The 24,512-nt window shown below is 42.3% G+C and carries 22 protein-coding genes; 4 read left to right on the top strand and 18 right to left on the bottom strand.

What is annotated here, in order from left to right:
• Window positions 1–68: 68 nt before the first annotated feature.
• The 8 genes from GJU41_RS08990 to nfsA all read right to left on the bottom strand — a co-directional run bounded on the left by GJU41_RS08990 (window position 69) and on the right by nfsA (window position 7,800).
• A complete protein-coding gene (locus GJU41_RS08990) occupies window positions 69–1,448 on the bottom strand; it encodes a sucrose-specific PTS transporter subunit IIBC (RefSeq protein WP_070878819.1) in 1,380 nt (459 codons plus the stop codon).
• Between the two features lie 183 nt (window positions 1,449–1,631).
• Window positions 1,632–2,453, bottom strand: coding sequence for a PRD domain-containing protein (locus GJU41_RS08985; protein ID WP_154318393.1), 822 nt, complete (start codon window positions 2,451–2,453; stop codon window positions 1,632–1,634).
• A gap of 356 nt (window positions 2,454–2,809) precedes the next feature.
• Entirely contained in the window at window positions 2,810–3,340 is a 531-nt protein-coding gene (locus GJU41_RS08980; RefSeq protein WP_070878821.1) for a chromate transporter, read from the bottom strand.
• Window positions 3,337–3,903, bottom strand: a complete 567-nt coding sequence (locus GJU41_RS08975; protein ID WP_154318392.1) for a chromate transporter — start codon at window positions 3,901–3,903, stop codon at window positions 3,337–3,339. The genes GJU41_RS08980 and GJU41_RS08975 overlap by 4 nt, the downstream gene beginning before the upstream one ends.
• Window positions 3,904–3,928: 25 nt before the next feature.
• Window positions 3,929–5,539 (bottom strand): gamma-glutamyltransferase family protein, encoded by a 1,611-nt coding sequence (locus GJU41_RS08970; protein ID WP_154318391.1) that lies wholly within the window; start codon window positions 5,537–5,539, stop codon window positions 3,929–3,931.
• Window positions 5,540–5,707: 168 nt separating this feature from the next.
• Window positions 5,708–6,157 carry an Lrp/AsnC family transcriptional regulator gene (locus GJU41_RS08965; RefSeq protein ID WP_070878931.1) on the bottom strand — a complete coding sequence of 150 codons (450 nt, stop codon included), beginning with the start codon at window positions 6,155–6,157 and terminating at the stop codon, window positions 5,708–5,710.
• Between the two features lie 171 nt (window positions 6,158–6,328).
• A complete protein-coding gene (locus GJU41_RS08960) occupies window positions 6,329–6,991 on the bottom strand; it encodes a type 1 glutamine amidotransferase domain-containing protein (RefSeq protein WP_070878824.1) in 663 nt (220 codons plus the stop codon).
• Between the two features lie 59 nt (window positions 6,992–7,050).
• Entirely contained in the window at window positions 7,051–7,800 is a 750-nt protein-coding gene (gene nfsA, locus GJU41_RS08955; protein ID WP_070878825.1) for an oxygen-insensitive NADPH nitroreductase, read from the bottom strand.
• A 229-nt stretch (window positions 7,801–8,029) separates the two neighbouring features.
• Between nfsA and GJU41_RS08950 the strand changes: the two genes are divergently transcribed.
• Together GJU41_RS08950 and GJU41_RS08945 are read left to right on the top strand one after the other, a co-directional pair.
• The gene (locus GJU41_RS08950) at window positions 8,030–9,346 is read left to right on the top strand and encodes a YjiH family protein (protein WP_154318846.1); all 1,317 of its coding nucleotides are present in this window, start codon (window positions 8,030–8,032) and stop codon (window positions 9,344–9,346) included.
• A gap of 942 nt (window positions 9,347–10,288) precedes the next feature.
• A complete protein-coding gene (locus GJU41_RS08945; RefSeq protein WP_070878826.1) occupies window positions 10,289–10,573 on the top strand; it encodes a spore morphogenesis/germination protein YwcE in 285 nt (94 codons plus the stop codon).
• Between the two features lie 51 nt (window positions 10,574–10,624).
• On the opposite strand, the gene qoxD is transcribed toward GJU41_RS08945, so the two are convergent.
• From qoxD to GJU41_RS08915, 6 genes are all read right to left on the bottom strand, one after another.
• Window positions 10,625–10,936: a cytochrome aa3 quinol oxidase subunit IV gene (gene qoxD, locus GJU41_RS08940; RefSeq protein ID WP_070878827.1), complete on the bottom strand. Its 312-nt coding sequence runs from the start codon at window positions 10,934–10,936 to the stop codon at window positions 10,625–10,627.
• Entirely contained in the window at window positions 10,926–11,567 is a 642-nt protein-coding gene (gene qoxC / locus GJU41_RS08935; RefSeq protein ID WP_070878828.1) for a cytochrome aa3 quinol oxidase subunit III, read from the bottom strand. The genes qoxD and qoxC overlap by 11 nt, the downstream gene beginning before the upstream one ends.
• A gap of 14 nt (window positions 11,568–11,581) precedes the next feature.
• Window positions 11,582–13,528 (bottom strand): cytochrome aa3 quinol oxidase subunit I, encoded by a 1,947-nt coding sequence (qoxB, locus tag GJU41_RS08930; protein WP_070878829.1) that lies wholly within the window; start codon window positions 13,526–13,528, stop codon window positions 11,582–11,584.
• Window positions 13,529–13,548: 20 nt separating this feature from the next.
• A complete protein-coding gene (gene qoxA / locus GJU41_RS08925) occupies window positions 13,549–14,607 on the bottom strand; it encodes a cytochrome aa3 quinol oxidase subunit II (protein ID WP_070878830.1) in 1,059 nt (352 codons plus the stop codon).
• 436 nt (window positions 14,608–15,043) lie between these two features.
• Complete coding sequence (locus tag GJU41_RS08920) at window positions 15,044–17,221, bottom strand: DNA topoisomerase III (RefSeq protein ID WP_154318390.1); 2,178 nt, start codon at window positions 17,219–17,221, stop codon at window positions 15,044–15,046.
• A gap of 37 nt (window positions 17,222–17,258) precedes the next feature.
• A complete protein-coding gene (locus GJU41_RS08915; RefSeq protein ID WP_154318389.1) occupies window positions 17,259–18,176 on the bottom strand; it encodes an aminoglycoside phosphotransferase family protein in 918 nt (305 codons plus the stop codon).
• A gap of 97 nt (window positions 18,177–18,273) precedes the next feature.
• Between GJU41_RS08915 and GJU41_RS08910 the strand changes: the two genes are divergently transcribed.
• Together GJU41_RS08910 and GJU41_RS08905 are read left to right on the top strand one after the other, a co-directional pair.
• Window positions 18,274–18,633 carry a DUF1801 domain-containing protein gene (locus tag GJU41_RS08910; protein WP_154318388.1) on the top strand — a complete coding sequence of 120 codons (360 nt, stop codon included), beginning with the start codon at window positions 18,274–18,276 and terminating at the stop codon, window positions 18,631–18,633.
• A 153-nt stretch (window positions 18,634–18,786) separates the two neighbouring features.
• On the top strand, window positions 18,787–20,337 hold the full coding sequence (locus GJU41_RS08905; RefSeq protein ID WP_154318387.1) for an ABC-F family ATP-binding cassette domain-containing protein: 1,551 nt from the start codon (window positions 18,787–18,789) through the stop codon (window positions 20,335–20,337).
• A 417-nt stretch (window positions 20,338–20,754) separates the two neighbouring features.
• On the opposite strand, the gene GJU41_RS08900 is transcribed toward GJU41_RS08905, so the two are convergent.
• From GJU41_RS08900 to GJU41_RS08885, 4 genes are all read right to left on the bottom strand, one after another.
• Entirely contained in the window at window positions 20,755–21,549 is a 795-nt protein-coding gene (locus GJU41_RS08900; protein WP_083328342.1) for a polymer-forming cytoskeletal protein, read from the bottom strand.
• A gap of 15 nt (window positions 21,550–21,564) precedes the next feature.
• On the bottom strand, window positions 21,565–22,182 hold the full coding sequence (locus GJU41_RS08895; protein WP_070878835.1) for a DUF4004 family protein: 618 nt from the start codon (window positions 22,180–22,182) through the stop codon (window positions 21,565–21,567).
• Window positions 22,183–22,321: 139 nt separating this feature from the next.
• Complete coding sequence (locus GJU41_RS08890) at window positions 22,322–23,227, bottom strand: phosphotransferase (protein WP_070878836.1); 906 nt, start codon at window positions 23,225–23,227, stop codon at window positions 22,322–22,324.
• A gap of 5 nt (window positions 23,228–23,232) precedes the next feature.
• Window positions 23,233–24,465, bottom strand: coding sequence for a DEAD/DEAH box helicase (locus tag GJU41_RS08885; RefSeq protein ID WP_083328344.1), 1,233 nt, complete (start codon window positions 24,463–24,465; stop codon window positions 23,233–23,235).
• Window positions 24,466–24,512 lie beyond the last annotated feature (47 nt).

Genomic DNA, 24,512 nt, shown 5'->3' with positions numbered 1-24,512 from the left:
AAAATCAGGCATCCAACTGCCTGATTTTTAGTTATAGCTTACTTAATTCTTCCTTTAAATAGCAAGTCCTACTTTGTCTCTTCTTCTTTTAATCCAAGAAGCAGCGTTGCAATGAAGGCACCCGCTACGGCAATGACGAATCCGATCAGATAATTAATGATCGCCGATGTTCCGAATGGAGCAACAATGGCAATCATCGGAATGCCCGTTAATCCATAGGCATTTGCGGCTACATTCGTAAAGACGACATATGCGCCGCCAAGTGCGCCTCCAATCATACCGCCAATAAATGGATTTCTGTAGCGTAAGTTGACTCCGAAAATAACGGGCTCGGTAATTCCCAAGAAGGCTGAGAATGCTCCAGGCAATGCAATTTCTTTTGTTTTCGCGCGCTTTGTCATGAAGAAAACGGCGAGTCCCGCTCCGCCCTGAGCAACATTTGCCATTGACCAGATCGGAAGGAGATAGTTCTTCCCAAGATCTGCAAGAAGCCCTGCTTCAATGGCATGGAAGCTGTGATGAACCCCTGTCAGTACGATTAAAGAATAGGTTCCTCCAAAGATAAGCCCAGCCATAAAACCAGCTGTATCATATACGTAAGTTAACGTAGTTGTAATCAGAGTTCCTAATCCGCGGCCAATTGGGCCAATAGCGATTAAAGCGATAAAACCTGTGGAGATAATTGTCAAAAATGGTGTGACAAGCAAATCAATCGAGTTAGGTACAATCTTGCGAAGCCCTTTCTCAATTTTGCTCATCACATATACAGCAAGAAGAATTGGAATAACGGTTCCCTGATAGCCAAGCATTGCGATATCCATTCCCGCAAAGTTCAAATATTCGGGCTTCGCTTCCGCCAGTCCCCACGGATTCAGCAGGGCAGGGTGTGTAAGAATCCCCCCGATAACAGCTCCTAAATAGGGGTTTGCTCCAAACTCGCGGGATGCGCTGACACCAATTAGAATCGGCAGAATGATAAATGCTGCGCTTGAGAACATATCAAGCAAAACAATGAATGGACTGTCTGTACTGACCCACTCAAATGCTTTCATCATTCCAAGCAGACCCATTAATAAACCGCTTGCTACGATTGCCGGAATGATCGGAACGAAAATATTCGACAGTGTTTTTGCAAATCGGGCAAATGGATTCATTTTTTGCTTCACAGCTTCAGCATGCGATACATGATCTGTATCCATCCTTCCGAGCATTGGCTGCAGCTGTTCATAGACTTTATTCACATTCCCTGTACCAAAAATAATTTGAAATTGCCCAGAACTTGCGAATGCGCCTTTAACTCCTTCAACCTCTTCTATTTCCGCTTTATCGGCTTTGCTTTCATCCTGCAAAACCAAACGGAGCCTTGTAGCACAGTGGGTGGCACTGATGATATTTTCTTTTCCGCCGAGCAGCGGTACAATTTTTTCCGCAGTGTCTTTATAATTCATTGTTAATCCTCCTTTAGAATAGAAAAAAGACCTAAAACTTATAAAGATATCATAGACAGAGTTTCTCCATTGATCTCTTTACAAATTTTAGGTCTTGCCTGCATAACCAGTCACAATCCCGGATATCAAGTTTTTTAATCCGCTTTCATTGTATGAGATGAAAGCGTGTGCGTCAAGATTTTTTTACTCGCTTAATCTCTGAATATGAAGTGAAATGTAGCCAATCTCTGATTCTGGAAAATGCAGATTGTACTCCTCGCTTAAATAATCGGCAATCTTTTTTGAACATTGATAGGAAAACCTGTATTTTTCTTGAATCAGGCTCAGCATGTCTGTATCCATGACATGAAAATCCTCGGCCTGCTCCAGCCGATTTAAGGCAAATCTAAGGTGAGTCAGCAGACGCTGATAGGAAATGGAATCTTCACTTAGCTTCAGTCCAAAGTGCTCTTCTATTATGCTGATTGATTCTTGAATAATGGCCGTATGCTTTAAGGTAACCGTCATATCAGCAGAATCTAATTTCGCAGTATGAATATGGAGGGCAATGTGTCCCGCTTCATCATCCGGAAGAGTAACGCCAAGCTTTTCCTGCACTTTTTGGATTGCCCATCGTCCTATCTCAAATTCTTTTTTGTAGAGCACTTTAATTTCATTCAGCAATTTATTTTGAATTTGATAGCCTTGCTGAATTCTTTCAATAGCAAACGACAGGTGATCTGTCAAAGCTATGTGAATGTGATTGCTTAGCGGCGACATCAAACGGCCTTCCGCATAGCTGATGATTTCCTCGGCAAGCTCGACGTGATCCTCAGGGACCATTTGCAGCAGCTGCTGAAATTTTTCGCTTTCTTCTTTCATTACAAATATTTTTTCAATTTTACCGGCCGGTATAATATCATTTTTGCTTTTTTGAAAAGCAATTCCCGGACCCATTACAATTTTCTCCTGCTGATCATCAAGAACAACTGCAGCATTATTGTTTAGGATTTTATAAATTCTCAAAGGTCCATTCCTTCCTGTGTGCATGATTGTAACACCATCATGCCAAAAATGCCGAAAAAGCTCAAATACCTGTGTATTTTGTAAATCTATGTAAACGTTTTTAAATTTTTTGTTAAATTATTAGATATTCACATGTTATTCCACCATTCGACAACAGTTATCAACAGAAGTTATCAACATATCCACAATTTCTATCCACATTTTGTGTGGGTACAATTGTTCGCCACTATATATACAGAGGATATACAATTATTCACAGCCCTGTTGATAAGTCTAAAACTATTGTGATTATCTTAAATTTTATCCTTATCTCATAAAAAACCCCCCTTCCATTTTTGAAGAGGGATTGAACCAGACTATGAAAGAAAAACTCCTCCATAAACAAGCGCTCCTGCTATGACAAAGGCAGGATGAACATTCATTTTTTCAAGCAGGACGAAGCTAAGGATAAACAACAGCAGAGTATGCCATATTCCAAAACCAAGAACGGCATTATCCAGGAATTGATAGGTCATGACTCCAAGCATAACCGCGATGACAGGCCTTACCACTGTGGATAACCTTTTTACCTGAGGCGATTCCTTATACTTCATTAGAACCTTTAAAAGAATCAGCATTAAAATCAGTGAGGGAGCAATAGTGGCAAACAGCCCAACCGCTGCTCCGAGCAAGCCGCCCTCCTGATAGCCGATAAAGCCGGCCATTTTTGTTGCAATCGGGCCAGGGAGTGCGTTTCCAAGTGCCAGTGTCTCACTGAATTCACCGACGGTCTGCCATTCATAGCGGTCGACTACTTCTTTTTCAATAAGGGGAATGGAAGCTGGACCTCCCCCATACCCGAGGATGCCAGGCAGGAAGAAGGCCAAAAAAATGTGCCAGTAAATCATGAATCCATCCCCTTCTCTTTCTTCCCGCCGCTTTTCCCTTTATAAAAAATAGCCCAAAGCAGCAGAATACCAATTAGAATACCCGGATGAACGTGGAGAGCCTCCATTAAGAAAAGGGATGCTCCCATAAGAATAATCGTTTTTAGCAAGCCAAAGGACTGCGATGATTTCTTCGCAAAATCCCTTGTAAGAGTAAGCAGCATGACAGCCACGACCGGCAGAACTGCTTGAGACATTCCTCTGACCCATGCTTCATCTTTATAAGCATTTAAGGTTGTCAGCAGCAAAATCATCAAGAATACGGTTGGAAGTGCTGTTGCGATGACAGCATTCAGCATGCCTGCATAGCCTCCTATCCGATATCCGATATATCCTGCCATCTTCGTTGCAATTGGCCCCGGAAGTGTATTCCCGAGCGCCAGTACATCTGAAAATTCATCATCATTCATCCATTTAAATCTCTCAACTACTTCTCTATGCACAAGCGGAATGGTCGAAGGTCCACCCCCAAATCCAAGCATACCTGACCTGAAAAATGCAATAAAAATATTCCACTGTTTCATAAAAAAGTCACCTCAATTTCTTCCCTTACCACGACGCAATCGATCCATCCGCTCTTGGCTCTGTACCTCCAGTAAGCACACCAGTATCAGGATCCCTCCATATAATCTGTCCGCGTCCAAATTGGCCTGTATCCACTGTCTTTTGGATTTCATGCCCTTTCCGGACTAAAGCCTGTGCAAGATGCGAAGGAAAATGAGGCTCAACAAGCACCTTTTTCCCCTCAATCCACTGCCAGCGCGGTGCATCAAGAGCTGCCTGCGGATGCAGATGAAAATCAATCGTGTTCATGACTACCTGAAGATGTCCCTGGGGCTGCATATATCCGCCCATCACGCCAAAGGGACCAACAGCTTGATTATCCTTTGTCAAAAAACCTGGAATAATAGTATGATAGGTTTTCTTTCCCGGCTTTAATGCATTCGGATGTGTTTCATCAAGAGAAAAATCATGTCCCCGGTTTTGCATGGAGATTCCTGTTCCCGGAATGACAACACCAGAACCAAATCCCATGTAATTGCTCTGGATGAACGAAACCATATTGCCTTCCCCGTCTGCAGCGGCCAAATACACAGTGCCGCCCTTTGCAGGCTCATAGGCTTCAGGTAAAATCGCCTTATCCGTTATTTCAGCTCTTCTCATCTCTCCATATTGTTCTGACAAAAGCTCTTCCGCAGTAATCTTCATCTCTTTTGGATCTGTTACATATGCTTTCCCGTCTGTAAAAGCAAGCTTCATCGCTTCAATTTGCTTATGGTATGTATCTGCACTGTCCTTTTCAGTTATTGTATAGCCCTTTAATATATTGAGCCCCAGCAAAGCGACAATCCCCTGGCCATTAGGCGGGATCTCCCATACATCATACCCTTTGTAATGCACCGAAATTGGATCAACCCATTCTGCATCATAATAAGCAAGATCTTCTTTTGATAGAAAACCTCCGTGCTTTTCCACAAAGGAACTGATTTTCTCTGCTAATCGTCCGCGGTAGAAGCTTTCTCCATTCGTTTCAGCTATCTCTCTTAAAGTAGCTGCATGATCTGCTGAACGCCAGATTTCACCGATTTTAGGGGCCCGATTGTTTGGTGCAAAAGCAGCAAACCAAGCTTCGAACTCAGGACCTGTTAGAGACGTTTTAAATTTTTCATAAGCTAGAGCCCAATATTTTCCCAGAATTGGAGTTAAAGGATATCCTTCTTCAGCATATGCGATTGCAGGAGCAAGCACATCTTGAAGAGGCAGACGTCCAAAGCGCTTTGATAGCTGTACCCAAGCAGCTGGAGCACCTGGAACCGTTATAGGAGTTACTCCATGTACAGGCATTTTTGCGTATCCTTTTGCCTTAACAGCTTCAATGGAGAGCCCCGATGGAGCAGGACCGCTTGCATTTAGGCCATACAGATTTCCGTTTGTCCAAACCAGTGCAAATGCGTCTCCTCCAATGCCATTAGAGGTTGGTTCAAGAACCGTTAAGGCGGCAGCTGCTGCTATCGCCGCATCGATCGCATTTCCGCCTTTTTTCAGGATATCCAAGCCAGCCTGAGCAGCCAGAGGCTGAGAAGTGGCGACCATTCCATTTTTTGCAAATACAGTCTGCCGCTCTGAGGGGTATGGATGATTTAAATAATCGAAGTTCATATTTCGGATCTCCTTATAATCATATTGTTTAAAAATTAAGTAAGAATCAAACATTTGTTAAGCATCTGACTTTCCAAGGTTACCTTTTGTAAAATTTATTCTCTATCTCAGATTATATCTGAATACGTAAAATATTCAATCTATTTAAGGTGCAAAAAGCTGTCTATTTTATAATTTCAGTCCATTTCTGCTCTTAAATCTTCTGAGCAGGATGTGGCTCTCAACTCTCGTGATTCCTTCCAGAGCATAAAGCTCGTGGTTGATGAATTTTTCAAGAGCCGTAAAGTCTTCAACAAGCACGTGCATATGGAGAGTGCTCGGCCCTGTCATTTGATAGCAGCTGGCCACCTTAGGATTGTCTGCGAGCGTTTCAGCCACCTCTACTAAAAAGGCAGGCTCACAATCCACTTCAAAAAATGCAGATACAGCTCTGCCAACTTTCTCTGAATTTACGACAACAGTAAACCTTTCAATGACACCCTCACTTATTAATTGATTGACTCTTTCCCTTACTGCCACTCGGGAAAGTTCTAATTCTTTTCCAATATCCACATACGACATGCGGCCATTTTCCATCAGCAATTTAATAATTTTCCTGTCAATCTCATCTATTTTCAATTTCCCCACCACTTTCTTCAGAAGCAAAAAGAACCCTCCAAATAATAGTTTCATTATAATCTTAGCAAATAGTGAAGAAAAGTGTTTCAAATGTAAACGTTTCTCAAGCAAAACGTTCCACGTGAAACAAAAACCAACAAAAAAAGACCTTTTAAGGTCTTTTTCAGCAGTTTATTTTGATAAAACTTTGACAAATTCTTTTGCGGCATTTTCACTCGATTGCGGATTTTGTCCAGTAACCAGCTTTCCATCGACTTCGACATGCTCAGTGAATTTTGGAGCTGTCACAAATTCTGCACCAAGCTCTGTAAGCTCTGTTTCTAAAAGAAATGGCATATATTGAGCAAGCTTTGTGTCCACTTCTTCTTCATTCGTAAATCCTGTTAATCGTCTGCCTTCAACTAACGGTTTTCCATTTGAAAGGACAGGGCCAACAAATCCAGCAGGACCGTGGCAGACAGCTCCAATCCCTTTATCAGCTTCTGCGAAATGCACGAGCAGCTCCTGCAGTTTTTTATTAGACGGGAAATCAAACATGGTTCCATGACCGCCAGGAAGGAAGATTCCTGCATACTCATCTCCTTGAATGTCACCCAGTACTTGAGTATCTTTCAGCCTGCTGATGGCCTCAGGCCATTTATCCTGTTCTCCGCCCTCTAAGCTGTTGGGATCAAGAGGAACGTCTCCGCCTTTAGGACTTGCAACGGTTACTTCATAACCATTGGCTGTAAATTCCGCGTACGGTTCAGCAAATTCTGACAGCCACAGGCCAGTTTTATATTCATCTGTAATTTTGTCTGCAGTTGTCACGACTACTAAAATTTTTTCTGCCATTCTTACCGCTCCTTCATGAGTAAAATCAAATTTATTCATACGGAGTAAGTTTTCCCGGCTTATCTTTTATTAAACCCTCTCGATTCAACAAACTCTTTCATATACATTCTCGTCGGCTTAGAAAGCATGGCTGCCATCTGACTTGTCCAAGTATCCGTTCTCTTTCCTTCGGTCCTTTCATGGTAGTAAGCAGAAATAACGCGATTATAGTCTTCTAATTGCCGGATATATGTTTCGCTGTCGGTTTCATAAGCCTCTTCATGGTAAATATGTTCAGTCTGAATTCTTGGCTTTTTATCAGGATTTTGAGCCGGATAGCCTACAGCAAGTCCAAATAGAGGCACAACTCTGTCTGGTGTTTTAAGCAGCTCAGAGACGTCGTTTAAGCTGTTTCTCAGTCCGCCGATATAAACGGCTCCAAGTCCCATCGATTCAGCCGCAATGACAGCATTTTGTGCTGCAAGCGAAGCATCTATTGCCGCTACCATGAATTTCTCTGTGCTCTCAAGCGTTTCATCTAAGTTTACGCCTTCCATCTCTGCTAAAACTTCGTGGCGATGCAAATCCGCGCAAAAAATAAAGAAATGTCCGTTCTGAGCGACATATGACTGATTGCCTGCAAGCTCCGCCAATCTCTGTTTAGTTGCAGGATTTTTCACGCCAATGATGGAATACGCCTGTATAAAACTTGAAGTGGAAGCTGCCTGTGCGCACTCAACAATGGTTTTGATTTGTTCATCACTCAGCAGTTTTTCTTCAAACTTCCGAATCGAGCGGTGAGATAAGATCGTATCAATGACATTGTTCATAATTTAGGTCTCCTTTATTATATGTTTTAACTATCTTACCTAAGATTTGATCATTTTGCAGATAATACGATTAAGGAACTTTTGTACCGGGTATTGTATACGTGAAAATACAGGAAATTTGCATAAAAGCATTGGCATTTTCGTCAAATTGCATTAAAATAACACACGTTACATAAATATGTACTAGATGTAAGGAGCACACACATTGACTTCACAGACTAAAAACACTATGAAATTTATCATCCCTTCCATGCTTGGGATTCTATTATTTATGGTTCCGATTAAATACAATGGAGATGTCACTATTCCGATTGCGATTTTCTCAGGAATCCTTCAGGATGCACTTGGGACCTATTTGCCCGGCATCATGACAGCGATTATTATCCTAACTTTAATTGGCACCTTTCTTGCGAAGACGGCTAAACCAGATTTTGTAAGAAAAAGCCCTTTCTTTACAGCTTTATTGGATGTCCCAGTCATCTGGGTTATCGCCCGATTGTTCGGAGCTGTCTTTGCAGTTCTTACTTTATTTAAAATCGGACCCGAATGGATCTGGTCTGAAAATACCGGCGGACTTCTTCTAAATGATTTGCTTCCGATTTTATTTTCAGTCTTCTTTTTTGCAGGGTTACTCTTGCCTCTTTTACTGAACTTTGGTTTGCTTGAGCTTTTTGGATCGCTGCTTGCCAAGTTTATGAGACCTGTATTTAAATTGCCGGGCAGATCCTCTGTTGATTGCGTCGCATCATGGCTTGGTGATGGAACGATTGGCGTATTGCTTACAAGTAAACAGTATGAAGAAGGCTTCTATACAAAACGTGAAGCTGCCATTATTGGTACAAGTTTCTCTGTCGTATCGATTACCTTCAGTTTAGTTGTCATTTCTCAAGTAGAGCTTGGACATATGTTTGTCCCATTTTATTTAACTGTTACGTTTGCAGGAATTATTGCAGCTTTAGTGCTGCCCAGAATTCCTCCACTTTCCACTAAACCTGATACTTACTATCACGGTCAGGATGAAAAAATTACTGAAGCTGTTCCTGAAGGATTTACTCCATTTAGCTGGGGATATAAACAGGCACTTGTTCAGGCAGATAAAAATAAGAGTGTCATTTCTTTCTTTCAAGACGGAATAAAAAATGTCCTTGATATGTGGATGGGGGTTGCCCCTATTGTCATGGCACTAGGAACAATTGCTTTAATGACAGCGGAGTTCACTCCGGTATTTGATTGGCTTGGAATGCCGTTCATTCCCCTGCTTGAACTGATGCAAATACCAGAAGCAAAAGAAGCATCCAAAACACTTGTTGTTGGTTTTGCTGATATGTTCCTTCCTACAGTATTAGCAAGTGAAATCACAAGTGAAATGACCAGATTTATAATAGCTTGTGTCTCTGTTACCCAGCTTATTTATATGTCTGAAGTCGGCGGGCTGCTGCTCGGTTCGAAAATCCCGGTTTCATTTAAGGATTTAGTGATCATATTCATTCTTCGCACATTAATCACGCTTCCTGTTATTGTCGGGATTGCACATTTGCTGTTTTAACATTGTTATAAAAACGCATGGACCGAAAAAGGTCCATGCGTTTTTCAGTTCCACACCTTATTTTTCCAGAGTTGATTATCTGTTGAAGTATTAATTTCATAAGAGCAAATCGTTCTATTACACCACAGTTGGAATCGATTTCAGCTATTAGTTTTATTTAGCTGCGTCTCCATGTAACGTATGTTGTTTATATTTTCCAAATTGGAATTGTACAATAAGTCTCTAAAATGGAGCAGGCAGGAAAAACTAATGGTATTTCCTGTCTGCTTTTTTCTATAGGCTCTTTTCATAACTTTGTTATTTTTAGACTCCATGTTACAAATAATAAGTGGATTGCAGCGGAAGGAACTTGATTCCTGCGGGAAATAGAGCAAAATGGGAGACCCCACAGGCAAAGCCGAGGAGGCTCCCATGCTCCCCGCGGAAAGCAAGTTCCTCTCGCTGCAAGGAACGGACATCATTTATATTCCAAACAATAATTATGCGAAAACAGACTTTCTTGATATCCCCTCTTTTCGTAAACTTTATTGCTTTTGGACTAGATGTATAAAGCTATATGTAATTTTGGCGGATAAACTTGACTCCTGCGGCGAATAGAGGAAATGGGAGAACCCGCGGCATGCCGATGAGGCTCCCACCCATACCCGGAAAGTAACGATTTCTAATTGAAATCAACAATCTATGCAAAAACAGCTTAAATGATGGATCCCGAAACGAACAAAATCACGGATGAACAATCATAGAATATGGTATTGGGAAAAAAGCCGCTTCAGTTTTCTGTATTTTCAAAATTTATTTATAAGAAATAGTTAGAAGTACTGGAATTTTAAACCTGATATGATATACTAATTGTAACAAAACGTTCACAAAGTGTTTCTGAGTTTGTCACAATTAAAATAATGTAAGCGTTGACACGAAGTATATAAAAGGGAGTTGTTAAAAATGGATGTATTTTTCGTATATTTACTTATTGTAAGTGCCACACCTCTGTTCTTGTGGGATCAGCGCAAGAATCTGGCACTCCTTCACATACCGTTTATCTTATTGCTGTGGGTATACTTCGGCATGTATGCAACAATGGATTTGAGTATGGCCATGCATGTGCTTGGAGGATCTCTCTTCTTCATTAATCTAATATTTGCTCACGTTGCAGCCTACCTGATTTATGCAAAACCGATATTAAAACGTAAAGCTGAACCTAAAAGCAACTTTGATATTATTAAATAAGCAAAAAAAACGCCCTGGCCTTTTCCGGCCAAGGGCGTTTTTTATTGGATTCTAATGGTCATTCATAACCCATACAGAGCCAAGAACTGTTACAACCGCAACAAAGATCGCGAAGGCTGTATTGACTACTTGAACGTTTCCGCTCTCTGATTCCGTCATATGCATGAACATGAATAGCTGAATGCCAGCCTGAAGGAATGCAAGAGTGAAAACAACAGCGATTTTTACAGATAATGCAAAATCAGTATATAATCCTAGCCATAAAGCTACGAGCGTCAGGACAATTGATGAGATGAAGCCAATAACGTGACTCCAAGGAAAATGATTGTGACTCTCTGCTGTTTTTTGCTGATTAGTGGCCATGCGGACTTAATCCTCCCATCATTAGAAGCAAGTACACTCCTGTAAAGATGAAGATCCAGACAACGTCTAGGAAATGCCAGTAAAGACTTGAGATAAACAGCTTCGCAGATGTCTGCGGTGTTAAACCGCGTTTCTTTACTTGCATTAAGATAAAGCTAATCCAGAATATCCCGATGGTGACGTGAAGTCCATGGGTTCCTGCCAAAACGAAGAATCCAGACCACATTGCACTAGACTGCAATGTAGCACCATGGTGAACATATTCTACAAACTCATAGATTTCATAGCCAACAAACCCTAAACCTAATACCAATGTGATAATGGTCCACAACATAACGCCTTTTTGATTATGGCGACGCAATTCGTGAATAGCAAGACCACATGTGAAACTGCTTGTTAACAGCAGGAACGTCATAATCAGTACGCCTTCGATCTTGAAAAGATCAGTTGGCAGAGGACCGTCTGCTGTCATCGGTGCTAATACAAAGTAGGTGGCAAAGAGCGTTGCAAACAGCGCAATTTCAGCACCTAAGAAGATCCAGAAGCCCAGAATATTCAAACGGCCAATTTCCGATTGATATTCAAGAGGCACATTTGGATCATGTTCTTCATGATGATGTGCATGTTCCATAATTCACGCCTCCTTTACACAGATATTTTTTGTTCTGTTTCTTTTATTTCGTCAACACTTACATAGTAACCATGATCTTCTTCAAACGAACGAAGGATCATGCAGGCAAAAATTCCAATTAAGCCGACAATAGCCGGAATCCACCATTGGAAAACAAGTGCGAAACCGCTGATGCCGAAGAATACAGACATGATAAACGGTCTGCCTGAGTAGTTAGGCATGTGGATCGGTTTGTACACCACTTCTTTTTTCTTGCCCGTTTCTTTTTCTTCCATTTTCATTTGCCAGAATGCATCAAGACCCTTAACCTCAGGTGTAACCGCAAAGTTATAGTGAGGCGGAATCATAGTTGTTGTAGCCCATTCAAGCGTACGTCCATCCCACGCATCTCCTGTTTGCTCACGTGGTGAGTAGCGGAAGCTGTAGTAGATGTTATAAACAAGAACAACGAATCCTAAAGCCATTCCAGCTGCACCAATAGATGCAACAACATTCAGTCCAGTCCAGCCGTCTGCTGCACCGTATGTTGAAATACGGCGGGGCATACCCGCTAAGCCCAGGAAGTACATTGGGAAGAAACAGATATTGAAACCAATTGTGAACAGCCAGAAGCTGACTTTCCCAATTCTTTCGTTTAATTTGTGGCCGAACATTTTCGGATACCAGAAAATCAGACCTGCGAAACAAGCAAACACGGTACCAGCAATCAATACGTAGTGGAAATGAGCGATCAGGAAGTACGTATTATGATACTGATAATCTGCTGCAGCCATCGCAAGCATTACTCCTGTTACCCCGCCGATAACGAAGTTTGGAATAAACGCAAGTGACCAAAGCATCGGTACAGTAAATCTGATTCTTCCTTTATAAAGCGTAAAGAGCCAGTTAAATATTTTAACACCTGTCGGTATGGCAATCGCCATTGTCGTAATCGAGAAGAAGGAGTTAACAAGCGCTCCTGAACCCATTGTAAAGAAGTGATGGACCCAAACGACAAAGCTCAAGCCAGAGATAGCTACGATAGAGATAACCATCGCTTTGTAGCCAAACAAGGTTTTTCTTGCAAACGTTGAAATAATTTCTGAGAAAATACCGAATGCCGGCAAAATAACAATGTAAACCTCTGGATGTCCCCAAATCCAGAACAAGTTTGCCCATAGCATTGGCATACCGCCATTTTCAAGAGTGAAAAAGGCTGTGCCAAACAGTCGGTCAAAGGACATCAGCGCAAGTGCAACCGTTAATACCGGGAAAGCGAACACGATAATCAAACAAGTGATTAAAGATGTCCAAGTAAACATCGGCATGCGCATAAGCGTCATACCCGGTGCACGCATCTTTAAGATCGTGACCATGAAGTTAATACCTGTTAACAGCGTACCAATCCCAGCAACCTGAAGGCCGAGGAGGTAATAGTTCTGTCCAGGTCCAGGACTTGCCTCATTACCTGCGAGAGGCGTGTAGCTCGTCCAGCCCGCATCAGGTGATCCGCCGATAACGAAAGAAATGTTAAACAGCATCGCACCAACAAAGAATGTCCAGAAACTTAGTGAGTTAAGATATGGGTATGCCACGTCGCGTGCTCCAATTTGGAGAGGAACAACAACGTTCATTAATCCAATAAGGAACGGCATCGCCATAAAGATAATCATGATTGTTCCGTGTGTTGTAAAGATTTCATTATAATGCTGTGAGTTTAAAAACTCTGAATCCGGCAGCGTTAGCTGAACACGCATAAGCAGCGCGTCTACCCCTCCGCGGAACAGCATCAGAATAGCAGCAATGATGTACATAATTCCAAGCTTCTTATGGTCGACAGTTGTGATCCATTCTGTCCAGAGCCATTTCCACTTTTTAAAATAAGTGAGTACAAATACAACGGCAATCGACGTTAATAAAATAGAGATCTGTGCTCCTAAAATCAACGGGTCGCCGGTTACAATAAATTCATCCCATTTCATAGTTGGTGTTTCCTCCCTTCTCAGTGAGAATCGTGTGCTGAATGATCTTCAGTCTGTTCTTCTGATTCGTGTTCTGAATGATCTGTTTCATGTTCGGAGTGGTCTTCTCCATGTTCTGAATGACCTTCTGATTTTTTAGAATGATCGATGTTCAATTCTTTATTTGGATCTAATTTCTCTAAATGATCTACTTCATCATGCTTGTGCAATTCATAGCCGGATTGCTCGCGGACTCTTACTGCATACTCTGAATCTTTTGAGTGGTCGACCCAGTCAAGATGAGTGTTAGAGAAAGTCATTTTCCCGGTTGTACCAGGAAGCATTAATTGATCATATTGGTCCTGCGTTAATTCAGGAGCAGAGTCTTTCGTTTCCTCTACCCAGTCTTCAAACTTATCTTCAGGCATAGCTTCTACATTGAATGTATGTCTTTCAAAGCCTTTACCTGTAAAGTTTGCATTGCGTCCTGCATATGTTCCAGGCTCATCTGCCTGAAGGAACAGCTTAGTCTGCATTCCTGACATCGCATATTTCTGTCCGCCTAATTGAGGAATCCAGAATGCTGTCATCGTATCAGCAGATGATAGTTTAAATTCAACTGCACGGTCTTCAGGAATGTTTAAGTAGTTAACGGTTTCAATCCCCTCTTCTTCATAAGAGAAAATCCATTTCCAGTCAACAGATGTTGCGTGTATGACTAAAGGTGCCTTGTCTTTTGATGACTCAGGCGGTTCTTCCAGTGCATAGATGGTTTGCACTGTAGGAATGGAAAGTGCAATAACGATAATGATTGGAATAACCGTCCATACGATTTCAAGGAATTTGCTTCCTTCCATTTCAGGCGGCTCATATTCCATATTGTCTTTGCGTTCGCGATACTTCACAACAATGAGAGTAAAGAGTACAAAAACAACAGCAAGAATGAATAGCATAAAACCTATCGACAAGAGAATAAGGTCACTTTGTGCAGCTGCAACTGGGCCTTTCGGATCTAGGATGACGAGTTCACTGCATCCGCCGAGTAAAAAAACAGAGAGTAATAGACCTAACGCTAAAAATGGTTTAAACAGCTTGAACACCAGGTTCACCTTCCTTCCTAATTAATAACTGATTTACTATAATGTGGATGCCAAAAAAGCATACCTTTAAATTATTTCAAAAAAACGATGTTTTCGTTTTCTTTTCCTCTATATGCTAGCAGAGCTAGCTTCCTGATGTGATGCCATTTCTTAAATGTCACGAGAATTTCATCAGTCGTTCAAACAAATGTCACATTTTTATCATACTTTAGTCATATTTATGTAATTCCTTTCTTTTATTGGAATTGAAAGTGCTTTAATGCAAATTTTTCTTTTTAAGGATAAGTTATACAATGGTTTGTCAAACCTTTCTTTACCCTGTATTCCCAGTAATAAAACGAACATGAGTCTTCCAAACTCTCAGTTTAGATATCTGCTGCTGTAAATTTTTGTGAAAGCAAAAAGCAGCCCTGGTTTTAAACCAAGACTGCTTTTTTTAGTCAAATTTCAATTTAGACAAAGCATCCGCTAAAGCCGGATTAGAGAGCTCATCATTTTGCTTTTTCATATAATTAGCCACTTCTTTTTTGGATACTTTGCTGTTTTGAGATTTTTTCTTTCTTTCTGTAAACGCAGAGAGCTTTTCCCTGTGGCCGCATCCGCAGACAAAGATCTGCCCTTCACCCTCGCCTCTGAGTTCAAGCTTTTTATGGCAGACGGGACATCTTGCATTTGTTGCCCGGGACACTCCTTTGCGATAACCGCATTCTCTGTCCTGACATACAAACATCTTGCCTTTTTTGCCGTTTACTTCAAGCAGAAGCTTTCCGCACTCCGGGCATTTACGTCCTGTGATGTTATCATGTTTGAATTTCTTATCGCTGTTTTTCACTTCTTGGACGACAGCCTTCGCATAGCCTTTCATCTCCTGAATAAAAGCCTGCTTTGATAGCTTTCCTTTTGCAATCAGCGTCAGTTTCTGCTCCCATTCCGCTGTAAGAGCAGGTGATTTTAAATCCTGCGGTACAAGATCCAGCAGCTGCTTTCCTTTAGATGTTACGAACAGCTCTTTGCCTTTCTTTTCAACTAGGAAGCTGTTAAATAATTTCTCGATAATATCCGCACGGGTTGCTACAGTTCCAAGCCCGCCCGTTTCACCAATGACCTTTTTTAAATCAGCATTTCCGGACATATATTTAGCCGGATTTTCCATAGCTGACAGAAGAGTTGCTTCGTTAAAGCGCGCAGGCGGTTTTGTTTCTCCTTTTGTCTGGACAAGCGTCTGAACTTTTAGAATGTCTCCCTTATTCAGCGCAGGCAGCTTTTGCTCAGCGAGGCCTTCCTTTTCTTCATCCGTCTCAAACTCGTAAACGTCCTTAAAGCCTTGGGAAAGAACCACTTTTCCTTTAGTAAAGAACGTTTCCTGTCCAATTTTGCATGTAAGAGTCGTTTGTTCATACTCGAAAGGAGGAGATAAAACAGCCAGGAACCGTTTCACAACCAAATCATATATTTTTCTTTCCTTATCACTGAAGGCAGACGCAATCACTGTTTCCTCTGTCGGGATGATTGCATGGTGATCAGATACTTTACTGTCATCTACAAAAGACGGATTCCCCTTGATCGGCTTTTGTAGAATTTTCATCGCTGCTTTTGCATACGGCTTTACACCGCAGGCTTTTACTCTTTCACTGAGCGTTTCCACAATGTCTGAGCTGAGGTAACGCGAGTCTGTTCTCGGATATGTCAGAACTTTATGCTGTTCATACAGCTTTTGCATAATAGAAAGGGTCTCTTTTGCGGAATAGCCATATCGTTTATTGGCATCGCGCTGAAGCTCTGTTAAATCATACAGACCTGGTGAAAATGTCTTTTTGTATGCTTTGTCTGCAGAAACAATCACAGCGTCCTTATCCGCGAGACCTTTAGCCAATGAATCGATTTTTTCTTTATCAAATGTCTTGATATCCTTCGTTTTTGCATCCTGCCAGACTAAATGCAGGCCTGCGCTTGTATTTGCTTTTAATCCGTAATACGCCTTCGGCTGAAATGCCTTAATTTCATTTTCACGCTCGGCAATAATGGCAAGCGTAGGTGTTTGAACTCTCCCTGATGAAAGCTGCGCATTGTATTTCGTCGTTAAAGCCCGAGTGGCATTCATGCCGACAATCCAGTCAGCCTCTGCCCTAGCGACTGCAGAATGAAATAAATTTTCATATTCCCGGCCGTTTTTCAGTTTTTTGAATCCATCTTTAATGGCTTTATCCGTAACGGATGAAATCCAAAGACGTTTGATCGGTTTATGGACATGAGCCTTTTCAATAATCCACCTTGCAACAAGCTCGCCTTCTCGTCCTGCGTCTGTTGCAATGACGATTTCCGTCACGTCTTTCCGGTTTAATAAAGCTTTTACTGCCTGAAATTGTTTGCTTGTTTTTTTAATCACGACAAGCTTCAGTTCCTGCGGAAGCATCGGCAGGTCTTCCATTTTCCACGTTTTATAAGAATCACTGTAAGCCTCAGGATCTGCATGTGTCACAAGATGTCCAAGCGCCCAGGTAACAATGTGCGTACTGCCTTCAAAATATCCATTGCCTTTTTTTCCGCATTGTAAAACTCTTGCGAGGTCCCTCCCTACAGAGGGTTTTTCTGCAAGAACGACAATTTTTCCCATAGTCACATTCCTCACTTTCATTCGATATTATATGGTATCACAAAATGCCGCCAAAAGAGTTGAACCACTTCGGTTCAATCTGATCAAACGCAGAGTGATCATCAGCAATCAAGCGTAGACGCTTCAGCATGCTATCCATTAAATGCGGAGTTTCTCTGTGCGTCCAGACGACTGCCGAGAAAATGCTCATGGCTGCATAAAGAGCATAAAGCCTCCAGAATTCAGCCGGAACTTCATCTTTAAAATAGCCGTTTATCTGGCCAACTGAAAAAGGAATGCTCACTTCTCTGCTGAAAAGAGCTACTTTATAAAAATCATGATAAGGATCCCCATAGTCATAGCGATTAAAATCGATGCAGCCTGCGTACTCCCCATTTCGGACAATGAGATTGGCTGGATGGAAATCATCATGCTGAAGAACGCGGGGCCGATCCTTCATGAAGACTAGGTTTTCATGGATGAACCTATTTGTTTTCTCGCCATATTCTAAATGAATTCCGCTTTCTCTGTATGCTTTCAGATAGCGTTCATGCTTTGCAGAGGCCGCGTCATACCAGGAAAGAGGCGATGATGGCGCTTTAATTGTATGCAGTTTTAAGAGGTCGAGGCCGGCCTCATAGCCAATTTGATATTGATCGTGAATGGAAAGCTTGGGAAGCTCCTCTAAAGCTTCTTCTCCATCAATGTATTCTACAAGCATATAGGAGCTATTCAGGGGCTCTATTTTTCCGAATTCAACGGGTATGGAGGATTTGATTTTTCGCTTCTCAATCTCTTTTAAAATCTCAAATTCTTTTAATTTCGCTTCGTACTTCTCCAGTTCAGCCGTACGGAGGACATATTTTTTTCCGCTTTTACAGACAGCTAAGAACTTTAAATCGCTTGAGAAACCTTTATCTATTTTTTCTATATGAGTAAATCTGTCAAAATACTTGATTAAATCTGTTTCTCTCATAATCTTTGCCCCTCCGTCTTAAACCAAGTTTTCCCTTTTATGTTACCATAATTAGTAGAGATTCGTGATTTTGACAAGCAGAAAGTGAGGTACCTTGATGCATTCCGAAGTACAGCTTTATTTCAGCAAAGCAAAAGAAGAACATCTGGAGGATATGCACATGCTCCGGACAAAGATTCTCTCAGCCCTTCCCGATGCTAAAGAAGGATTTGAATATGGATTTCCCGTTTATTACCTGGACGGTGAGCTGCAGGTCGGCTATGCCGGCAGACAAAAAGGGCTCATGTTTTATGTAATGGACCCGAATATTGTAGCAGCTTACCACGAAGACCTGGCAACCCGAATTACAGGGAAAACCTGTATTATTATAAAAGAAAATTCGCAAACCTCAAAGCAAACCATTTTAAGATGCATCGATCATATGCTCGAGGATTTGATGAAAAAGCATGTCTTATAGCAGCGGATCCGCTGCTTTTTTGTTTGTAAACAAGCATTATACAGAACAGGCCTGTGCCATAATGTTCCGGGTTTCCGGTATAGCTTAAAGCAAAAGGTTTTAGTATGATGGAAGAATGAATATTTTAGAATGCAGCGGAGGGTTAAGAAGAACATGAGTTTACTTACAATAGAGAAGTTAAGCCACAGCTTTGGAGACCGTACCTTATTTAAAGATGTCTCCTTCAGACTTTTGCCTGGAGAGCATGTCGGTCTGGTCGGCGCAAACGGTGTCGGAAAATCAACAATGATGAACATTATGACGAAAGAGCTGATCCATGATTCAGGCAAAGTGGAATGGACACCAGGCGTTCATTATGGTTACCTGGACCAGCATACCGTGTTATCAAAAGGAAAAACAATTAGAGACGTGTTAAGAGACGCGTTCTTGCCACTATATAAAAAAGAAGAAGAACTGAACGAAGTCATCGGCCTTATGGGCAGTGCAAGTCCGGAAGAACTGGAAGACCTGCTTGAGAAAATGGGCGAAATCCAGGACCACCTTGATGCCGGCGGATTTTATTCCCTTGATATTAAGGTAGAGGAAGCAGCACGCGGCCTTGGCCTTGATGCAATTGGACTCGACCGTGACGTATCTGCCCTGAGCGGAGGACAGCGGACAAAAGTTCTTTTGGCAAAGCTTCTGCTTGAACAACCTGAGGTTCTCCTTCTGGATGAGCCTACCAACTATTTAGATGTTGAGCATATCCAGTGGCTGAGCCATTATTTAAAAGAATATCCGAACGCATTTTTGCTGATTTCCCATGACACTGAATTTATGAATGGCGTCGTTGATGTTATTTTCCATTTGGAATTCTCTAAGCTCACTCGCTATACAGCAACTTACGAAAAATTCCTGGAGCTTGCGGAGATCAATAAAAACCAGCATCTTCATGCTTATGAAAAGCAAAAGGATTTCATTAAAAAGCAAGAAGATTTCATCGCAAAAAACAAAGCACGCTATTCGACTACCGGACGCGCGAAAAGCCGTCAAAAACAGCTTGACCGCATGGACCGGATTGACCGGCCTGAAACGGCGATGAAGCCGACGTTTGAATTTAAAGAATCACGCGGAAGCAGCCGATTTGTGTTTGAAGGAAAAGATGTCGAAATCGGGTACACGGACCCTCTTCTTCCAAAGCTCACCATGACGATTGAGCGCGGAGAGAAAATTGCGATTGTCGGCTGCAACGGAGTAGGGAAATCCACCCTTCTTAAAACGATTTTAGGGAAAATTAAGCCATTAGGCGGTACCATTCAGCTTGGCGATTTCCTATTCCCTTCATACTTCGAACAGGAAGTAAAAGCGGAAAACATCACGCCGATCGATGACGTCTGGAATGCATTCCCCGGTCTTGATCAGCATCAGGTCCGTGCGATGCTCGCACGTGTAGGCTTGAAAAATGAACATATATCCCGTCCATTAAATCAGCTGAGCGGCGGAGAGCAGGCAAAAGTCCGCTTATGCAAATTGCTTCAGTATGAAAGCAACTGGCTCCTTTTCGATGAGCCGACCAATCACTTGGACGTAACAGCGAAAGAAGAATTAAAACGCGCATTAAAGGCTTATAAAGGCACAGTCATTCTCGTATGCCATGAACCTGACTTCTATGAAGACTGGATTACAAAGGTCTGGAACGTAGAGGAATGGGCAGAACAGGCATAAAAGGTTTCATTGATATATAAAAAGCATTCGGCATGTATGTCCGCTCAGACATGGTATGCCGGATGCTTTTTATTTTTTTGCTGCGGGTTTGTTTAAGCAGGGATTCAGCGGATTTCTTAATGAAGTCTTACTTAGCGAAAGGCTGTTTTCGATTAGATTGTTGTTTTCCATGATAAATGATGTCCGTTCCTTGCAGCGAGAGGAACTTGCTTTCCGCGGGGAGCATGGGAGCCTCCTCGGCTTTGCCTGTGGGGTCTCCCATTTTGCTCTATTTCCCGCAGGAGTCAAGTTCCTTCCGCTGCAATCCACTTAAGGTTTTTAACATTTTATCCAATAGCAACAATAATTACGAAATGAGCCTAGCGAAAAAACCATCTTTTTGTCTATGAACTTATGGGGATATATAATTCTGTTCAGCTACACCTTCTTGGAATTGTGAACGGAAGCTTTCGGATGAACGTCAAGGCTTCCAGTATATTCGACTGTTCCAATTTCACAGTTTTCCCCAATGTAAATGTCGGTACCTCTTACTAATTTCGCCTTCGTGTGCTGAAGACGAATCGTATCGCCCTCAATCACTTCTGTATGAAGATACGGCTCGGAATTCAAAAACTTGAACAGGCGGCGGAAGAGGTTAAATGATTTAGCGATACTGACGGTGATCGTTTCGCCGCCGATTTCCTTCACTTTTGAATAATGATCCAAGCAAATCTCAATATTATCGGCACTGAGCAGACCGCCTACATGAATGACTCCGCTTGAACGAAACATCTCAGCCTCGCAATCACGGGCCGCTGTCAACATTCCGCTTACGTCGATCCGCTCAGCGTGAAGATTACCGGATATCTTGGCAGAACCGTTTACCTTTAATTCTCCTGCTTTAACCTCTTTCAGCATCTTAGCGGATCCACTTACAGTAAACTCTTCTGCCGTAACCTCACCCTCAAGCTTTGTACTGCCATTGATATTGAGCAGTTTTGTCTTTATTTTCCCCTTTAATGTGGAAGAACCGGAAATTTTGATTGTCTCTGCAAAAACCGACCCTTCTACTTTGCCAGATCCGCCAATTTTCATGCTCTCGCATTCAATGTCGCCCGCAATTTTTCCGCTTCCGCTAATAGAAACCGTCTTGAAATGGCCTCCACCTGCAGAACCAGATCCATTTATTCTCAAATCATGCAGCTTTGTCATCTGATCCATCCTCTCATCCATCCTCTCATCCTCCTATTAATAAACTGCCGATAGCCGATGTTTTAATTGGTTTACTTTGTCTTCAAGGTTTACTCTTACAAGTATTTCCGTGCTTGAATATACATGTGCAGGCGGGCTAAGGATTAACCATATAACCACATTGTGTTTTTGAAATGCCAGCAGCTCGCTTATTTGATGCTCTTCTGCCTTATAGCTTTTCTTCATGAAATCCAGCATTTCGCAGCACCCCTCATCATCGATCTTTCCTCTAAGCTCCTCAGCGAGCGACAAAAAAAGGATGGAATGAAAATCATAGTGCTCATCTGAAGTGCTGTTCCCAAATGCATTCAATGTTTCCGGCGTCAGGATCGAACGGGCTGCAAGCACTTCTCCCGATAAGGCAACATCTGCTGGCTGCGGGGAAAAAAATGCAGATAAATCATCTAGGGAGTATGCATCCTTCATCCCTTTGATCGCTTCAATACGCTCTAAGATTTTCTCTTTTGGGAAAAAGGTTTCCTGTCCCGTAAAGCTTGATTTTTTAATAAACCAATCTTCTGGAATGATGTTTTTCCGTTTCCATCTGTAAAGCTGGCCGTATGATATTCCCGTTGCATCAAGCAGTTCTTTTTTAGAAATAACCTCTTGCTCCATTTAAACCCTCCTCTCGAAAGAACAAAACATTGTTACGTTTAAACGTAAATGTAACATAACATTGTTTCGTTGTAAATAGTGTACTTGGATATTTTCCCCAAAACAAAAAAGACCGAGCCCCTTTAAAGGTGCTCAGTCATCAAATCAGCGCAAGCTCTAATGCTTCCTCCGCGCTTTTTACTAAAACCCAATCCTTTAGATCGATTCCGTAGATAAGGAGAATGGCAAGGGTATAGACAGCTTTAAACCTCGCTAATGCTGCTGTTGTTTCATTTATTCGTCCATATTCTTCAAAAAACAGGAGTCTTGCTTCGGGTGGAAGAAGGCTGTAAACAGCTGACAAATCGACTGCAGGATCCCCAATATGAGTGTCTCCCCAGTCAATGATCCCTGACAGAGACCCGTCTTTGGTTACCAGGATATTCCGAATGTGCAAGTCTCCATGAACGAGGCATTTTTCAGATGCTTCATCGATAGGTTCGAGCTGACCTGCATAGCTTTGCAGTTGTATGACAGGAAGGCTTTCCGGACGAATCCTGCAAAGCTTCTCTGCTGTTTCACGAAGCATCGGAATTCGTTTGTTCATATTAAGTCTTCCGAGGGTATCATTTTTAACTCCTGCTCCCAGCGCTTGTTCGACAGGAAATGCATGAAGAGATCTTAAAAACCTCGCTAATGGAATGGCCATTTCAGTGCGCTGCTTCTCTGTCAGATGAGCAGGTGTTTGCCCCTGAAGATAAGAATAGCCAAGGTACGGCCATTGATAGTCTAATCCAGGGGAACCGCTGAAAATAGGCACTGGTATCGCTATTCCCATGTCAGGCAGTATCGGCAGCAGACGCTCTTCTGTTTGCAGCAAATCGACAGCAATCTGTCTGCGCGGGAACCTGAAAACATACCGTCCGTTCACTTCAAATACGGTATTGTCGAATCCCTTTCCAAGCAGCTTGGCACGAACAGGGTGAAGCTTTGGGAAATCGTTTGTGATCAGCTTTACGGCCAAAGACTCTGAGACCGTTATTTCAGGAGACCAAGGATGTGCCACCGTTTTTACCTTGGCCTTCTTTGGGCTTTTCCGCGATTGGATTGTGATCCTCTTTTTGCTTTTTCAGGGCGGTAAACCTGATCTTTGTTTTTAGGCTGAGATGTGTATTCCGATGAGGGAATGTCGATTTTTTGTCTCGGAAGCTTTAGCGCAATTCCTTTTTCAATTGTATGGAGGTCGTCCATATCCTTTGGCGCAGCGAACGTGACAGCCACTCCTTCGTCACCTGCTCGTCCCGTTCTTCCAATCCGGTGGATATACGTTTCAGCATCGAGAGGCATATCATAGTTATAGACATGGGTTACTCCTTCTACATCAAGACCCCGTGCCGCAACGTCTGTTGCAATCAAATATTGAATTTTGGCTTCGCGGAAGAGCTTCATCACCTTTTCTCTTTTAGCCTGAGAAAGATCACCGTGGAGCTCTTCTGCTGCATACTTTCGCGCCTTCATCGCATCAAACAGTCTACCGGCTCTTATTTTCGTGCGGCAGAAGATAATCGCAAGGAAAGGACGCTGCTCGTCCAGAAAACGGAAAAGAGCCGCCTGCTTAGCCCTGTCGTTTGTCTCCACGACCAGCTGAGTGATTTTTTCCACAGTAATCTGCTTTTCCTTAACCGTTATATCTTTGGGATTTGTCATATACTGCTTGGACAAGTCTCTCACTTTATTCGTAATGGTCGCAGAAAAAAGCAGTGTCTGCCGGGAGTCGAAGGTTTGAGCAATGATTTCTTCAATATCCTTCTGGAAGCCTGCCTGCAGCATTTGATCTGCTTCATCAAGCACAAGCGTGGATACTTCTGAGAGATTGATCGTCTCCCTGCGTATGTGATCCAGAATTCGGCCAGGTGTCCCAACCGCAATGTGAATGCCGCGCCCCAGTTTTTTTATCTGGCGGTCAACATCCTGTCCGCCGTAAATGGCGAGGACTCCTGTCTCATTCAGCCTGTCTGTAATCTTCTTTATTTCAGCTGTGATTTGAATGGCTAGCTCCCTCGTCGGAGTGACAATCAATGCCTGAACAGCTTTTTGCTCCGTGTCGATCTTTTCAAGGATCGGCAAAACAAATGCAAGCGTCTTTCCTGTTCCTGTCTGTGCCTTCGCTATGATATCGGCACCTTCAAGCACCGCAGGGATCGCTTTCTCCTGAATTTGAGTAGGGTTTGAAATACCCTGGTGCTTAAGTGCTTTAGTTAATCTATCGGAAATACCTAATGCTGAAAAAGTCATTCGTTTCATGTATCCTCTCTATCATCCGTCATCATAATCTTAGATTCTTATTGTAC

This window comes from Metabacillus idriensis (genome assembly GCF_009674765.1).
In the GTDB taxonomy this organism is placed as follows: domain Bacteria; phylum Bacillota; class Bacilli; order Bacillales; family Bacillaceae; genus Bacillus_P; species Bacillus_P idriensis.
Note: the sequence above shows the minus strand (reverse complement) of the source record. Positions and strands in the feature narration are given on the sequence as shown.